At 36.5% G+C, this 15,566-nt stretch carries 15 protein-coding genes; 1 reads left to right on the top strand and 14 read right to left on the bottom strand.

The window, feature by feature from the left end:
- Window positions 1-30 precede the first annotated feature (30 nt).
- The 13 genes from LGQ02_RS08545 to LGQ02_RS08485 form a co-directional block, all read right to left on the bottom strand.
- Complete coding sequence (locus LGQ02_RS08545) at window positions 31-801, bottom strand: CheR family methyltransferase (protein ID WP_226517762.1); 771 nt, start codon at window positions 799-801, stop codon at window positions 31-33.
- A 370-nt stretch (window positions 802-1,171) separates the two neighbouring features.
- Window positions 1,172-1,615, bottom strand: a complete 444-nt coding sequence (ndk, locus tag LGQ02_RS08540; protein ID WP_226517761.1) for a nucleoside-diphosphate kinase — start codon at window positions 1,613-1,615, stop codon at window positions 1,172-1,174.
- Window positions 1,616-1,810: 195 nt separating this feature from the next.
- Complete coding sequence (gene hepT, locus LGQ02_RS08535) at window positions 1,811-2,782, bottom strand: heptaprenyl diphosphate synthase component II (RefSeq protein ID WP_226517760.1); 972 nt, start codon at window positions 2,780-2,782, stop codon at window positions 1,811-1,813.
- A 14-nt stretch (window positions 2,783-2,796) separates the two neighbouring features.
- Window positions 2,797-3,654, bottom strand: a complete 858-nt coding sequence (locus LGQ02_RS08530; protein WP_226517759.1) for a menaquinone biosynthetic enzyme MqnA/MqnD family protein — start codon at window positions 3,652-3,654, stop codon at window positions 2,797-2,799.
- Window positions 3,651-4,256 (bottom strand): UbiX family flavin prenyltransferase, encoded by a 606-nt coding sequence (locus LGQ02_RS08525; protein ID WP_226517758.1) that lies wholly within the window; start codon window positions 4,254-4,256, stop codon window positions 3,651-3,653. Before LGQ02_RS08525 ends, LGQ02_RS08530 begins: the two co-directional genes overlap by 4 nt.
- Window positions 4,253-5,119, bottom strand: a complete 867-nt coding sequence (locus LGQ02_RS08520; RefSeq protein ID WP_319003522.1) for a UbiA-like polyprenyltransferase — start codon at window positions 5,117-5,119, stop codon at window positions 4,253-4,255. The genes LGQ02_RS08525 and LGQ02_RS08520 overlap by 4 nt, the downstream gene beginning before the upstream one ends.
- Before the next feature lie 35 nt (window positions 5,120-5,154).
- Complete coding sequence (locus LGQ02_RS08515; protein WP_226517756.1) at window positions 5,155-5,859, bottom strand: demethylmenaquinone methyltransferase; 705 nt, start codon at window positions 5,857-5,859, stop codon at window positions 5,155-5,157.
- Window positions 5,860-5,862: 3 nt separating this feature from the next.
- Complete coding sequence (locus LGQ02_RS08510; RefSeq protein WP_226517755.1) at window positions 5,863-6,669, bottom strand: heptaprenyl diphosphate synthase component 1; 807 nt, start codon at window positions 6,667-6,669, stop codon at window positions 5,863-5,865.
- Window positions 6,670-7,025: 356 nt separating this feature from the next.
- Window positions 7,026-7,244, bottom strand: a complete 219-nt coding sequence (gene mtrB, locus LGQ02_RS08505; protein WP_226517754.1) for a trp RNA-binding attenuation protein MtrB — start codon at window positions 7,242-7,244, stop codon at window positions 7,026-7,028.
- 28 nt (window positions 7,245-7,272) lie between these two features.
- On the bottom strand, window positions 7,273-7,797 hold the full coding sequence (folE, locus tag LGQ02_RS08500; RefSeq protein WP_404802416.1) for a GTP cyclohydrolase I FolE: 525 nt from the start codon (window positions 7,795-7,797) through the stop codon (window positions 7,273-7,275).
- Window positions 7,798-8,276: 479 nt separating this feature from the next.
- Window positions 8,277-8,549, bottom strand: a complete 273-nt coding sequence (locus LGQ02_RS08495) for an HU family DNA-binding protein (RefSeq protein ID WP_226517752.1) — start codon at window positions 8,547-8,549, stop codon at window positions 8,277-8,279.
- Window positions 8,550-9,116: 567 nt separating this feature from the next.
- Window positions 9,117-10,946 carry a YhgE/Pip domain-containing protein gene (locus tag LGQ02_RS08490; RefSeq protein ID WP_226517751.1) on the bottom strand — a complete coding sequence of 610 codons (1,830 nt, stop codon included), beginning with the start codon at window positions 10,944-10,946 and terminating at the stop codon, window positions 9,117-9,119.
- Window positions 10,947-10,948: 2 nt separating this feature from the next.
- Complete coding sequence (locus LGQ02_RS08485; protein WP_226517750.1) at window positions 10,949-13,009, bottom strand: efflux RND transporter permease subunit; 2,061 nt, start codon at window positions 13,007-13,009, stop codon at window positions 10,949-10,951.
- A 143-nt stretch (window positions 13,010-13,152) separates the two neighbouring features.
- Between LGQ02_RS08485 and LGQ02_RS08480 the strand changes: the two genes are divergently transcribed.
- Window positions 13,153-13,719, top strand: a complete 567-nt coding sequence (locus tag LGQ02_RS08480) for a TetR/AcrR family transcriptional regulator (RefSeq protein WP_226517749.1) — start codon at window positions 13,153-13,155, stop codon at window positions 13,717-13,719.
- 294 nt (window positions 13,720-14,013) lie between these two features.
- On the opposite strand, the gene spoIVA is transcribed toward LGQ02_RS08480, so the two are convergent.
- A complete protein-coding gene (spoIVA, locus tag LGQ02_RS08475; protein ID WP_226517748.1) occupies window positions 14,014-15,492 on the bottom strand; it encodes a stage IV sporulation protein A in 1,479 nt (492 codons plus the stop codon).
- Window positions 15,493-15,566 lie beyond the last annotated feature (74 nt).

The following is a 15,566-nucleotide window of genomic DNA, read 5'->3' as shown; positions in this document are numbered from 1 at the left end:
TCGATCATTTTTCAAGGGGAAAATTTAAATTTATTGTTTTCGATAAAAAAATGATTCTTCCATTTTAAAGTTAAATCGTTCTGGATTAAAGATTTGCTCTGTACTACCTACAAATAAAACCCCTCCAGGCTTTAATGCATTACTGAATTTTTCGTACACAGTATTTTTTGCATCTTCTGTAAAATAGATTAATACATTTCTACAAATAATTAAATCGAAGTCACCCTCGTAACGATCTGCTAATAAATTATGTTTTGAAAACCTTATATCACGCTTCGTATCATCGCTAACACGATAACCTGCTCCTTCTTTTATAAAAGAATGCTTTAAATCTGCTTCTCTTACCTCTTTTAATGCACGCTCTAAATAGAACCCTGACTTAGCTCGCTTTAATATCCCTTCATCTAAATCAGTAGCTAAAATATCATGACTCATATGATCGTAATCTCTCTTTAATAAAATGGAGAGAGAATAAGGTTCTTCTCCTGTCGAACATGCCGCGCTCCAAACCTTTATCTTTCTCTTACCTTTTGTCATTTCAGGTAATATTCGCTCACTCAATGCTTCCCATCTGCTTGGGTTTCGAAAAAATTCAGAAACGTTTATCGTCATCCGATCTAAAAACTCAGCAAATAATTCCGGGTTTACATTTAATTCGTTAAAGTAGTCAGTAAAGGTTTGAAAACCTCTTTTATTTTTTAATGAAGTTAATCGTCGCTTCATTTGTGCTTCTTTATAAAGTGATAAATCAATCCCTGTTTTTCTTTTAATTTGGTCAATAAATTGTACGTAATCATCCATATGTCTGTTATCTCCTTAAGTCTTTCCAATATGTATTTTTATATTTATAAACTAGTATATAGTTTTCCGCAATAATAGAAAAGTGGTTTAGTACTCTCCAATCACCAAATTTTTGACTTTGTTCAGAGGATGTCCAAAGTTTATTGTAGCTTTTATTAGGTAAGCACTCGAATCCGTTTACAGGCGGACGCTTTCACCTCTAGGCACAAGTGCGACATCCGTTCTAGCTTTGCTTCGCTTGCATTCACGGTGTCTTCTTTGCATCCCAGGGCACCTTCTTCTTTAACTAGTAACACACTGCAATTTATGTGTGCGAATACCCGACAAATAAAAAAACTACCGTTTATATAACGGCAGTTCGTACTTAGGATTAAACCCAAGTCTTTATTGTCTTGTCGTAAGATAAAATTTCTTCTTCATTAAAGAAAAGTTCGATTTCACGTTTTGCACTTTCAGGTGAATCTGATCCGTGAATAATGTTCATAGAAACTTGCATTCCATAGTCTCCACGAATAGTACCAGGCGCTGCTTCTTGTGGGTTTGTTTGTCCCATCATTTTTCTTGCTTCACTTATAACATTGTCACCTTCCCAAACCATCGCGAAAACTGGTGAAGAAGTAATGAAATCAACAAGCTCTCCAAAGAAAGGACGCTCTTTATGTTCACTGTAATGAGTTTCAGCAAGATCCTTTGAAACCGTTATCAATTTTGCACCTGCTAATGTAAACCCTTTCTTTTCAAATCGAGAAACAATTTCTCCTATTAAATTACGTTGTACTCCATCAGGCTTTACCATTAAAAATGTACGTTCCATGTTCATTACCTCCTAAATATGTATAAAAATATCATCTACCAAACCTTTTTGAGTATAGCAAATTTTCGCAAGAATCACAAATGATTCTTTTATGAAGTTTTATATTATTCCGATTACTCTCTATGAAACCGTAAAAACGATTTGGTATCATGCTATTATTGCCATAAAAAAAAGACTTCATAACGAAGTCTCACTTTAAAATTTTCGTGAACCGATATAATCCGCTATTTGAATTAATGCTTTCTTTGCTTGAATATCAGGGAGATCATTTAATGCTTCCTTAGATTTCACAATATATTTGTCAGCAATATCTTTAGAATAAGCAATAGCTCCAGACGCTTTTATTCCGTTGATAATTGTTTTCATTTCACTTTTGTTTATTTCTCTATCTTCTAATAAAGAAATAATACTATGTTTCATCCCATCATCATGATGCATCGCATATAAGGCAGGAAGAGTGACATTTCCTTGTGCAAGATCACTGCCTGCTGGTTTACCTAATTCTTTCTCACTACCGACAAAATCTAAAATATCATCCGTAATTTGAAACGCCATTCCAACATAATACCCGTAATTTCTTAACATGATTTCATGCTCTCTTGGTACATTTGCCGCAAGCGCTCCTAATTGACAGCTGACAGCAATGAGTAGTGCTGTTTTTCGACGGATTCTTCTAAAGTACATACGCAAATTTTGATTCCAATCATACTGATCACGAATTTGCTCTACTTCTCCGATACACATCTCTACCATCGCATCAGATAAGACGTGATGAATTTCTAGTCTTTTAGAGTGCGTAGCCATCTCGATCGCTTTAGCAAAAATATAATCCCCTGTATACATTGCTACACGATTATCCCACTTTGACTTGATCGTTTTTTTACCACGACGTAGTTCCGCATCATCAATAACATCATCATGAACAAGAGAAGCCATGTGTATCATTTCAAGAGGTACGGCAACCCTTTTAATTTCTTCTAAATCATAGTTTCCAAATTGACCAGACAACAGGACAAAAACAGGCCTGATTCTTTTTCCACCCGCTTTTAATAAATGAGAAGATGCTTCTTGCAAGACTGGGTGCTCTGCATCAATATTTTTTTCTATCTCTTTTTCTATTTTTGAAATATCAGAACGTAAGTGCCAATAAATATCTGTCAGTTTCATACGTGTCCACCTTACTATACTGATTGACAGTATCCACTAGGATTCCATAATTTGATTTCCTGAACTTTCTCTTTAAGGAGTCCTAATTCATAAGCCAAGTCATAATATAAGTGCAATCCTTCGATATGTTTATCCGTTAAGTCATAGTTTAACCCAGAAAAGTAATCATTCCAAAACGAGGTGGCTCCCCCCATATTTAGTTGAATACTTTTAATCATCTCATGGAAATCATTTTGAATCGATTTCCTTTTGCTATTTTGAAACTGGTCATAAAGTTCTTCTAAAAGTTTACCGTTTTCCTGCCATGCTTCTTTTCGGACGGCAAAAACGGCAAATGTCATTGGAAGCCCTGTGTAGTGTGACCATAAAGCTCCTAAATCATAACAATAAATAGACGAAGGTAGGTGTCGTGCCGTTCGAATCGCATCGTCACCAATTAATAAACATGCGTCATGTGAGGCCATCATCTGCTCATAATTTGGTTCCATCGTTACATAAGAATTATTTAAGGAATATAATTTCTTTAATATAATTTTCAATAGATTTACAGATGTTGCTGAACTAGATGTAAGAGCAATGCTGCGTTCATCTAATTGTGTAATCGGTACTTTCGAAAATAAAAAGATCGAACCAACCTCATTTTGAGCTGATACAGACAAATCAGGTAATACTAGATACTCATCCCAATGCTCACCGAATGAAAAAGACGAGATCCCCCCGACCTGAACCTCCCCTTTATCCATTCCTTCATTTAACTGCGAAGGAACTTTTGGTATGAATTCACACCCTAGATTACTTAACTTCTCCCGATTTAAATAATAAAACAAAGGAAGGATATTTGTATAATTAATCTCCCCAACAACTAAGCTCATGTCATATCACCCCAGCGCTCGAAAAGAGTGTGATCTACGTCCAACTGATCTAAAACTTTACCAACAACAAAGTTGATTAAATCATCCATTGATTGAGGGTTATGATAAAAACCAGGCATCGCTGGAACAATTTGTCCACCTTGATCACTAATTTTTTTCATATTTTCTAAATGTGTTGAATGTAATGGTGTTTCACGAGGTACAATAATTAGCCTTCTTCTTTCTTTAAACATGACATCAGCGGTTCTTTCTAATAAGTTACTTGATATCCCATTCGCAATCTTAGCGAGTGTACCCATAGAACAAGGGATAATAATCATCCCATCATTTTTTGCTGAGCCACTAGCAATAGGTGCGCCAAAGTCTTGCTGCGTATGATAATGGAGTTCATCATGATCTCCAAATACGTCTACTATACACTTATCTTCATTACTAGTGTCTGCCTGTAGTTCGTAATATAACACTTGCCAAGCAGCTCCTGTTAATAATAAGTGTACACGATGCCCTTCATGAAGTAGAGCTTTCACGAGTCGAACACCATATATTGCACCGCTGGCACCAGTGATACCTACAGTAAATATCTTTTGACTATTCTTACTCATAGAAGCAAATCTCCAATCGTAAATGCTAGCATAACCATACTGATGACACCATTCATTGTAAAAAATGCGACATTCACTTTAGATAAGTCATTAGGAGATACGAGTGAGTGTTCATATACCATAATTGCTCCAACAATTAAGACACCGATTAAATAAACCCAACTTAATGGAGCGATAAAAAATAACGATACCATCGCAACAAAACTTACAATATGGAAGCCTCTAGCAAATAGGAGGGCCTTCTCGATTCCAAAACGACTTGGAATAGAATGTAGCTTAACTTTTTTGTCATAATCGGCATCTTGTGTCGCATAAATAACGTCAAAGCCGGCTGTCCATAATGCGACTGCGACAAATAAAGCAAATGCTTCCCATGTTAATGTTCCCGTTGCACCGACCCAACCGCCTAGCGGTGCAATACCGATTGTTATCCCTAAGAAAACATGACAAAGCCATGTGAACCTTTTCGTATAAGAATAGAATACTAAAAAGAACACAGCTACAGGAAGTAAATATACCGCTAGCATATTTAATTGAAATGCAGAGAAGAATAGCACACCGAATGAAGCAATAATGAAAACGACTGATTCCGTTGGAGATATCTTTCCTGCTGGTATCGCTCGCTCTTCTGTTCTTGGGTTTGCCTTATCAATTTTTGCATCGATTAACCTGTTTAAAGTCATCGCTGCACTTCTTGCACCGACCATCGCTAATGTGATCCATATCCACTCACTAATTGTTGGCCAATTTCCCTCAATTAGTAAGCTCCCCAATACTGCACCTAAAAATGCAAAAGGTAGTGCGAATATCGTATGCTCAAACTTTATCATTTCTAAAATGATTCGTACTTTTTTCATAGTCATTCCTCACTTAATCGTTACTCGAGTTGTTTGACATTTCAATTCTTTTTAGCAAAATGTGAAGCTGCTACTCCTGCTGAGTATGATTTATATGTGACATCCTGAAAACCAGCTTCTAAAAACATAGCTTTTAATTCTTCTTTGTTTGGAAATGATTGCGTTGATTCTTGGAGCCATGAATATTCATCATAACTTTTTGCAAAAACCTTACCAAAAAGAGGCATAATATATTTAAAATAAAGCCAATAAATTTGCTTAAATCCGATCGTTGTTGGCTGAGAAGTTTCTAAACAAACAACTAATCCACCTGGTTTAACAACTCGGCGCATTTCTAATAATGCTTTTTTATAGTCTGGTACATTCCTTAAGCCAAAACCGATCGTTAAGTAATCGAAGGAATTATCTTCAAACGGTAGTTCCATTGCATTTCCATGGACTAACTTTACTTGCTGAAGATTATGATCTTCAAGTTTTTTCTCGCCGATTGATAACATGTTTTTACTAAAATCAAGACCAACTACATTTCCTTCGCTACCTACAGCCTTTGCTAATGCAATTGTCCAATCAGCTGTCCCACAACAAATATCTAATGCCGAGGTTCCTTCTTGAACATCCATATGCTTCATTGTATCTTTTCTCCATGCAACATGGCGCTGGAAACTAATAATAGAGTTCATCTTATCGTAATTATCATAGATTGACTCAAACACTTGATGTACACGTTCTTCTTTTGATTGTGCCATATTTTACCCTTCCTCTACTACCGAATGTTCGTATATACCATGTTCTTCAAATAATTCATGAACTCTTGATCGAAAGAAACTCCCGATATTTGTCGAACTATTAGTGAAATCTAATAACTTTTCTTTTGACAATTCAATTTGTCGATCAAATTGATGAATGAGTTGGTTTGTTTCTGACAACGATTTCCTATCTACTTCTTTAAGCATCACATCAGCTGCAAACCCTTTCACACCCGAGTTTACCAATTCGAATCTTTCAATAATCAGTCGTTTTAAGAAGAAATACTCTGTTACTACTTTCTTCCATTCTGGCATTTGCAACATATGTGCGATGTTTTGCAATAAAGATGAATCTATCGTGTGTAGATCATGTAGGCAACCTCTTAGGTAATCATCGTTGTATACATTCATCTTTGATTCATTAATCTCTTGAATTGACTTTGCTAACACTCGAATTAACGAAACATCATTCACTTTTGACAATAAAAAGTAATATAAACTACTGTAATAATCTCCAGCGAGTACTGTTAATTGTCTCTTTGTTTGTAAGGAACTATTATTTGTTTTATTTACACTGATCAAATCATGAGTATTTAGTGCTGTTTGTACGAGAGTTGTTGTAATAATACAATTGCTTATGTAATTGTTATCAAGTTCTTTTTCTTTTAACATTTCATATAGTAAATACGTTTGATCACGATCAATGGCGGGATCACCGATAAACTTTTGAAGATATGGGTGTTTAATGTATGAATAAAAGTTTTCTATGATCTGATTAAGCTCTTCACTGCTGTTCATAAATGAAGTCATCCGAAAGTCCCCCAGCGCTTTAATTCTACTACAAACATTTAAAAGATATCTGTTTATGAATAAGATTAGTATACCACAATTGTATGAATCACATAAGAATGGGAATTACACAAAATCTATCGTTATAATACAAAATCTTAAGGTACGCTATCATCTATGAACATTTTTCTCTGTATATATTACTAGAAAAATCGCCTAAACCTTCATCCATCCATCTTTATGAGCAATTAAAGTTGTACCCTTCTCAGTTCTTGTGAAAAATTGATGACAATTTCCTGCATCAACTGTCCTTTCAAGAAATAATAGAAAAACATAGACTGTCTTATAAAAAAAGAAAAAGCAGGAGATCCCCGCTTTTATTCATCACTCTCTATTTCTCCATGAGCTGTTTGAATCGTCGCTTTCCCACGAACCTTAATTGCAGAAGTATGTTCTGTAAACTGTGCAATCATCACTTCATGTCGATCTAATTTTTCTGAATGATGAAACCGTGTATCTGTTCCTCGTGTTAGCCCAATTACGTTAACACCATCTTCTTTTGCTTTAATAACAATATAATCATTTGATTGAGACATAACGCACCCCCTCCATACCTTTTTATCATTAACTCTTAATTAGAGACAGTACCTCAGCTCTTGATGCTTGATCTTTTTCAAATACCCCACGTACAGCTGATGTGACTGTTTTAGAACCTGGCTTTTTTACGCCGCGCATGGTCATGCACATATGTTCTGCTTCAACAACCACAATTACTCCTAAAGGCTCTAATGTTTCAACAATTGAATCTGCAATTGTTGAAGTAATACGCTCTTGTAACTGAGGTCTTTTTGAAACAGCTTCAACAGCTCGCGCTAGTTTACTTAGCCCCGTAACTTTTCCACCTTGTGGAATATAACCGATATGTGCATGTCCATAAAACGGGACAAGGTGATGTTCACACATTGAATAAAATGGAATATCTTTAACGAGCACAAGCTCTTCATGATCTTCTCCAAAAACTGTCGCAAAGTGTTCTTTCGGATCTTGATTTAACCCTTGGAAAACTTCCTCATACATACGGGCGACACGTTTTGGTGTATCCATTAACCCTTCTCGACTTGGATCTTCTCCAATTGCTTCTAAAATCATCGTTACTGCTTGTTGTATCTTCTCATGATCAACATTGTTCAAAGCTGTTTCCTCCAATCATACATTCAACCTATTCTTCAGTTCGTAAAAATTCTAGCACACGAAGTCCATGAAAACAAGGCAATCGTATCTATGACACGTGTTATAGCAATGTCGGTTCATAAGTTTTAAGCTACTATTTAATGGGTCAACTGAAAATAAGCGATGTGTATTATAGAAAACTTATATTTGTTATTCATTCACTAAAATCCCTCTCGCTTCACTTCTTGGTAAGTGCGATCTCTCTACGAAGCATCTCTTCTCTTGCATTCACGGTGTCTTCTTTGCTCTGGGCATCGACGCCGTTTGCTCTTCAAATGGTTGCAAAAACTATTACTTATTATTTATCAACAATGAACGAAAACAGAGGGTATTTTAAAAAAGGCATAAAAAAGAACCACATCATCTCAGTGGTTCTTTTCATAGCCCTCTATGTATGATTATTTAACTGCATCTTTAAGGGCTTTACCCGGCTTAAACGCTGGTACATTGCTTGCTGGAATTTCGATTTCTTCACCAGTTTGTGGGTTACGACCTTTACGGGCAGCACGTTCACGAACCTCGAAGTTACCGAATCCAATCAATTGTACTTTCTCTTGTTTTTGTAGAGAACTAGTGATGACTTCAAAGACGGCATCAACGGCACTAGTAGCATCTTTTTTAGAAAGATCTGCTTGTTCAGCAACCGCATTGATAAGTTCTGTCTTATTCATACCATTCACCTCCTCCCATAATATCAATAAACGTTATTCCTTTTCTTTCACAAAAGTAAACGTTTTATACTTGTTTTCCCACAATTAATAGGATAACAACGCTTATGTTAAACGATTAAAGCTAATAATTCAACAACTTTTGCTTATTTCTATGTAAATTTATCACTTTTTCCCCTATTTTGGCAAAAAAAGTTGGTGAAATTTCCTATATTGATGATTTTAGCTCACGAACCTTGTTATATCAACATTTACCTTCGGTTCAAAATAACAGGTCGAAATATATTTGTAAATAATAATAATATTTAGCGTTTTCACTAGTTCTTTACTTAAAGGAGCCAGTTTCATTCCGTTATAAACCATCGTAACAAGATCAAAGTGGACTTTTGCTCTTTTTCCTGTACGGTATCTCACATTTTAATTGAAAAAACACTTAAACAAAACTTGGCTTATCGCCAAGTCCTAATGGCGAAAGCCTTAGTTGCCACAAGCATAACTCCATTGATTAAACTACGAGTTTAAAAAGAAGATAGCTTAAAAGCTACCTTCTAATTCGTTACTTTTACGAACTTAAGAGAATAAATCTCTAAACCTCTCCCAAAACCCCGGGTTTTCTTCTACATCATCAGTGATTATTTCCTCTTCAAGCTCAATTGATTCAGTTTTGAAAATAAATTGTACTGAGTCAACACTTGTGTTTTTCGGAGACACAAACGAAATGGGCTCAAAATCAGATCGATCGTATTCATCCATCATTGAATTGACCTCTTCTTGCATCTGATCTGGTAAATCACTTGTCTCAGAAGCCAATTCATCTGTACCGTCATAAAGCTCACCTACCCCACTTCCTAGTTCAGACGACCCTTGTACAAGTTCACCAAACCCTGAGTCGATCTCATCGTAGGAGTTTGCAAGCTGAGAAATCCCGTCGGTATAAGAAACTAAACCTGAATGAAACACACCATAATTCTCCGAAAGCAATCCAATACCTTCCTCTAATTCACTTAATGCTTCCAATGATTCCATACGTTCAAAGGAACTTGAAAGCTCCTTTGCAATCGAAGTTAATTCGCTACTCATCTCTTTTACAGAACCACTTGTTTTATCTAACGTTGTTTCTACTGCATCAAAAACTTCTTTTACGTTATCATATGTCCCTTTTGCCGTTTGAGCAGCAGAATAGACTTCAATTAAATGATCGATGGTTTCATCGTTTTCTCCGCTAGCATATAATTGTTGTAATTCTTCTTCTGACACAGCAGGAGCTGGAATAGCCTTCATTGCATCGTTCAAAGAAGAATATGCGACAGAATAGTTTTCATTAAAGTGGAGTAATCCATCGGCTACTTCTTCAAGACCATCTGCTATTAGTAACAAGCCTCCTGAAAGTTGATCCATCTCGCTAAAATCCATCTCTTCTGATGAGCCACTGAGCTTCTTATTAAACATTGCAAGGGAGTCCTCGATTGATTCTGAAACCTCAACAATTTCAGAAGAAGATGCTTTCATCTCATTCAGCCCTAAATGATATTCACTTGAACCCTCGTTCAAACTTTGTAGTCCATCATTCAATTCTGAAACACCAGATTTTAATTCAAACACACCATTTTTTATATCATTTATTGCATCACTTAATGACCGCATTTCCTTTGTCATTCCGTCAAGCTCTAAATCATCAATGACCATGGATAATGGAATTGCAGAAATATCGATCCCGTCCATTTCAAAGTCCACCACATCCGCTAGAAGACTAATATCCCCTTCAGTATCAGGCATAACTGTATAGGTTAATTGTCGTTTTTTCCCCACATTTGCAACGGTTGCATCTGGTGCTTGCAAGTTGCTGATGATGTCTGTGTCAAGAGTAAGAGATATTTGTAACGTATAGTTTTCATAAAACACAGGGTTTACACTTTCATTTTGAGTTGTTTTTATTGAAAGAGATAACCGTCCCTCTTTCCCAGGTAAATCATCTGGGACTTTTTCTTCCCCATCGAGCATATAAGAGATGTCAATATCCCATGGCAATTCAGTATATTCCATATTCCCTTGAAAGTAGAACCAACCTGGTGACGCTTCGAATTGTACCTTATCATCTTCTTGCTCTATTTCTGAAAGGTTTGTTAAGTTTCTAACCGTCGTGTAATCTCCATAATCAATGATGTAACCAGCTGTCGTTACATTTATCATGTTAACAACATATAATTCATTTAGAGTACCCAAAGCACTTAAGGATCCGTAAACCACTTCATCCTTTGAAGCCATTTCCCCTACTGCATTCATTTCTATTTTATTTTCCGCAGTGGAACGTTCACTTACTGTGTTTGGGTCAGCCTGTCCTATTTGATAGGGAAAGATGAGTAGCAAAGCAATAAAAGTGAAGATTATTTTCTTGTTCATGATTAATTGCCCTCCCTAAAGAAATTTGCTTTTAATGTTGTTTTACCAATGATTTTGTCGCACACAAGTAACATCGCTGGCAAGAAAAAGAGGACCATAATAAACGCTAATAATGCCCCTCTACCAAGAAGTAAACCAATTGATGAGACGATCGGATTGGTAGATGTGATCCATAGAATAAAGCCAACACTCGATAATATGGCAGCCGATATGGAAATGGAGAACGTCTTTTCATTTAACGTTTTCACAATCGCTTGTCGGGCTGGCATTCTTTTCCGATTATCTAAATAATTTTCTGTAAAAAGAATCGCATAATCGACCGTTGCCGCAAGCTGCACAGTACCAACCACTAAGTAACCTACAAAGACTAAAGGAGTATCTGTAAAATATGGGATAGCAAGGTTGAACCATACAGCTGATTGTATCGTCAGTAATAAAACGACCGGGAGAGAAATCGATTTAAATGTAAATAGTAAAACAGTAGCTATCGCAACAACGGTCAGTATGTTTACCACTGTATTGTCTTTTATTACCGTCGTTTTCATATCGTATAACGCTACACTTTCACCTAGAGTATAAACGCTATCCCCATAATAGGATTCAGCGATATCTTTAACATTTTCTACGACATTAAACGCTACATCACCTTCAGAATCTGTTTCTGTATAAAGGGTGATTCGGCTGTAATTTTCTGAAAGAAATTGTTCTGTAACTGTTTCATCTAGGTACTCTGGTGGAATAGCAGGACTTACAGTTTGATTATAAGACATCACATTCGTTACGTGATCGGCTTTTTCTAACTCTTGCTCAAGCTGTACTTCCCTCGCCACATCCCCTTTTGGTACTAAGAGAACAATCGGCGTTGACTTCCCAAACACCTCATCAATCGCCACGATATCGCTTCCTAGGCGAGTTGTATCTGGCTGTTCACCAATTCCGTATATAAAAGTGGTTTCTTGTTGTGCTAAGTAACTAGGGACAATGATAAGAAAAACAGCGACTAAGCTAACAACCCTTACCTTCATCACGGGCTTACCAATGGATTTGAAACGAGGAAACAAAGGTCTATGTTCTGTTTTATCAATCCATTTATAAAGCCATACCGTTAATGCTGGTAAAAACACCATCACACTAATAAAGCTTAGGAGTATACCTTTGACTAGGTTAATTCCTAAATCGGCACCAATTTCAAATTGCATAAACGTCAGTGCCATAAAACCAAAGAATGTAGTTGCAGCACTTGCTGATATTGCTGGAAAAGATTTTCGAATCGCTTGTCGCATCGCCTCTTCAGGATCATCCATTTGCTTACGATAATCTGAAAAACTATGTAAAAGAAAAACGGCATAGTCGAGAGATACAGCAAGTTGTAAAATTGGGCTTACAGATTGAGTGACGAATGAAATTTCACCAATGAATATATTCGTACCTAAGTTTATAATCACAGATACACCTATCGCTAATAAGAAAAACAATGGTTCAATCCACGAAGTTGTGGAGAGAACAAGAATGATAATGATGATTGGGACTAACAACAAACCTGCATACAACGCTTCTGCCGATGCCATCTTCTGGGAAACCGCTGTATCGACAGATTCTCCCACCAATGCATTGTCATCATCTATCAGCTCATAAATTGCGTCAGAAACAGCTACTTCATCACCTTCTCGTATAGTGAAGGAAATTAGCGCATTGTTTTCCTGATAATAAGTCTCTACTAATTCCTTTTCTGCCATTTCTAAAGGAATTTTTATATCGATGACTTCGTCAAGCCAAACAACATCCGAAACGCCATCAATTCCCTCAAGCAATTCTTTGTATAAAATTGCTTCTTGCACTGATACATCCCGAATCATTACTTGTGCATTCGAAAGAGTACGATCGAACTCTTCTTCCATTACCTCGACCGCTTTAGTGGATTGAGCGTCTTCTGGCATATAGTCATTCATATTGTAGTTAACCGAAACAAAAAGCGTTGCAATTGCACTGATTACTGTTAAGACCATAAAAACAATGACAATCGTTTTTTTGTACTTAATAATTTTTGCTGCAATGTCTGACATAACGAACCCACTCCTTGATTAACAACTAATGTAAAATTATAATGACACTGTGTTGACTAATCAACAAACAGTTTACTAATTTATGTTATGTAATCAACACCTTCAATTGATTTGTTGGATAAATAACAAAAAGGAGAAAATCAATGGGCTCAAAATTAGACAGACGAAAAAAGTATACACGGAAAGTTTTGAGAGAAAGCTTGATGAAACGAATGCAAGATAAACCTTTATCTAGCATCACCATTAAAGAAGTGTGCGAACTTGCAGATATCAATCGATCTACTTTTTACTCACATTACACGGACCTATATGACCTTCTTTATCAAATTGAAGATGACATTATCGAAGATATGAATCAAACCTTGTCCGCATATAACTACAATGAAAACGAAGAAGCCATTCAAATGACAGTAAAATTGTTAGAGTATCTTGCAAAAAATCACGAAAGCTGTCAAACCTTATTTAGTGAACATGGTGATCCTAACTTCCAAAAAAAAGTGATGATGTTAGCCCAAAGTCATTTGCTAAAATCATTAATGGTTAATGACCATCATGTACCGCACTATTCAGAATACTTAGCTTTGTATATCGCTAACGGAAGTATTATTGTTGTTCAACATTGGTTGAAAAACGGGTTAAAAGAACCACCTAATGAGGTGGCAGAATTAATTATTAAGCTTGCCAATAAAGGACTCTCTTCGTTTCAATAAAGAAGCTTTCCGAGACGTCTTCTTCATTGATTTACACACGATAAAGAGAGTGTCAAATAAACCCTCTTTATTTTGACACTCTCTTTTCTACTATGATCGATGTTCACCTAAGGAATATTTCGGTTGGTGACGTTACTCTGCTAATTTTCCTTTTTATGCCGTTCAATACAACGATTACCGTATTCTCTTCCTTCCTACACGTTTAGCAATCATACCAATTGACCCACTTGCTCGTCCCAATAAACAAGAATAAAAAGGCATCTACGAAACATTGTTTCGTGATACCTTCATTATTTATAGGATGATGGCAATTAATCCTCCAGAGCCTTCATTAATAATACGCTCTAACGTTTCTTTCAGCTTGTAACGTGCATTTTCAGGCATTAAGGATAATTTTGCCGATATACCTTCTCTTACGATTGAGTTTAATGATCTTCCGAAGATATCTGAGTTCCAGATAGATAACGGATCTTCTTCAAAATCTTGCATCAAGTAGCGGACGAGCTCTTCACTTTGCTTTTCTGTTCCGATAATCGGTGCAAACTCAGATTCGACATCTACTTTAATCATATGGATTGATGGAGCAACTGCTTTTAAACGGACGCCGAACCTAGACCCTTGGCGAATGATTTCAGGCTCATCCAAACTCATATCTTCAATTGCTGGTGCGGCAATACCGTAACCTGTTTGTTTTACCATTGTTAAGGCATCTGATACTTGATCAAATTCGGCCTTTGCATGAGCAAAGTCTTGCATTAGTTCCAGTAAATGATCTTTACCTCGAATTTCTACACCAACAACTTCTTTTAAGATTTGATCGTATAAGTCATCTGGTGCATATAGGTCAATTTCAGCAACACCTTGACCCATTTCGATTCCTGCTAATTGGGCTCTCTCAATAAATTCATAATCATAAAAATGATTTACAACCCGGTCAACATCCCTCAATCGTTTAATATCTTTTACAGTATCTCTTACAGATCCCTCATAGTTTTCACGAAGCCAGTGGTCCTCTTTTAATACCATGACCCAGCTTGGTAAATTTACATTTACTTCATGAACAGGGAATTCGTATAATACTTCGCGCATGACACTATTAATATCGTGTTCTGTCATGCCTTCTATGTTCATAGCTAATGCTGGTACATCATATTCTTCTTGTAAATCTTGACGTAATTGTTCTGTACTTGGATGTTGTGGGTGTACACTATTTACAAGAACAATAAACGGTTTTCCTACTTCTTTTAACTCTTCAATTACGCGTTGCTCTGATTCTACATAATCTTCCCTTGCAATTTCACCAATCGATCCGTCCGTTGTAACGACAACACCTAAGGTTGAATGCTCTTGAATGACTTTTCTCGTTCCAATTTCTGCAGCTTCATGAAACGGGATCGGATCCTCATACCAAGGGGTGTGGATCATGCGCGGTCCATTCTCATCTTCATATCCCTTTGCTCCCGGTACTGCATAACCTACACAATCAACGACGCGAACATTTACATCAAGTCCTTCATCTACGTGAAGAGATACAGCTTGATTTGGTACAAATTTAGGTTCTGTCGTCATAATTTGTTTACCAGCTGCACTTTGTGGCAGCTCATCTTGTGCTCTCATTCGGTCTGCTTCATCTTCAATGTTTGGGATGACAGCAAGTTCCATAAACTTCTTTATAAATGTAGATTTCCCAGTTCGAACTGACCCTACCACCCCTAGATAAATATCACCACCTGTACGTTCGGCGATATCTTTAAAAATATCAACTTTTTCCACAAGATCCCCTCCCGATCATAGTCAAAATATCATTGGTTACTTTGTTTCCATTACGATAGAAAGACAGTATATAC

This window comes from Bacillus shivajii (genome assembly GCF_020519665.1).
Classification (GTDB): domain Bacteria; phylum Bacillota; class Bacilli; order Bacillales; family Salisediminibacteriaceae; genus Bacillus_CA; species Bacillus_CA shivajii.
Note: the sequence above shows the minus strand (reverse complement) of the source record. Positions and strands in the feature narration are given on the sequence as shown.

Bases quoted from the DNA above. Each gene is read 5' to 3' on its own strand.
- LGQ02_RS08545 (WP_226517762.1), bottom strand. From the start codon at position 801: ATGGATGATTACGTACAATTTATTGACCAAATTAAAAGAAAAACAGGG.
- ndk (WP_226517761.1), bottom strand. From the start codon at position 1,615: ATGGAACGTACATTTTTAATGGTAAAGCCTGATGGAGTACAACGTAAT.
- hepT (WP_226517760.1), bottom strand. From the start codon at position 2,782: ATGAAACTGACAGATATTTATTGGCACTTACGTTCTGATATTTCAAAA.
- LGQ02_RS08530 (WP_226517759.1), bottom strand. From the start codon at position 3,654: ATGAGCTTAGTTGTTGGGGAGATTAATTATACAAATATCCTTCCTTTG.
- LGQ02_RS08525 (WP_226517758.1), bottom strand. From the start codon at position 4,256: ATGAGTAAGAATAGTCAAAAGATATTTACTGTAGGTATCACTGGTGCC.
- LGQ02_RS08520 (WP_319003522.1), bottom strand. From the start codon at position 5,119: ATGACTATGAAAAAAGTACGAATCATTTTAGAAATGATAAAGTTTGAG.
- LGQ02_RS08515 (WP_226517756.1), bottom strand. From the start codon at position 5,859: ATGGCACAATCAAAAGAAGAACGTGTACATCAAGTGTTTGAGTCAATC.
- LGQ02_RS08510 (WP_226517755.1), bottom strand. From the start codon at position 6,669: ATGACTTCATTTATGAACAGCAGTGAAGAGCTTAATCAGATCATAGAA.
- mtrB (WP_226517754.1), bottom strand. From the start codon at position 7,244: ATGTCTCAATCAAATGATTATATTGTTATTAAAGCAAAAGAAGATGGT.
- folE (WP_404802416.1), bottom strand. From the start codon at position 7,797: ATGATTTTAGAAGCAATTGGAGAAGATCCAAGTCGAGAAGGGTTAATG.
- LGQ02_RS08495 (WP_226517752.1), bottom strand. From the start codon at position 8,549: ATGAATAAGACAGAACTTATCAATGCGGTTGCTGAACAAGCAGATCTT.
- LGQ02_RS08490 (WP_226517751.1), bottom strand. From the start codon at position 10,946: ATGAACAAGAAAATAATCTTCACTTTTATTGCTTTGCTACTCATCTTT.
- LGQ02_RS08485 (WP_226517750.1), bottom strand. From the start codon at position 13,009: ATGTCAGACATTGCAGCAAAAATTATTAAGTACAAAAAAACGATTGTC.
- LGQ02_RS08480 (WP_226517749.1), top strand. From the start codon at position 13,153: ATGGGCTCAAAATTAGACAGACGAAAAAAGTATACACGGAAAGTTTTG.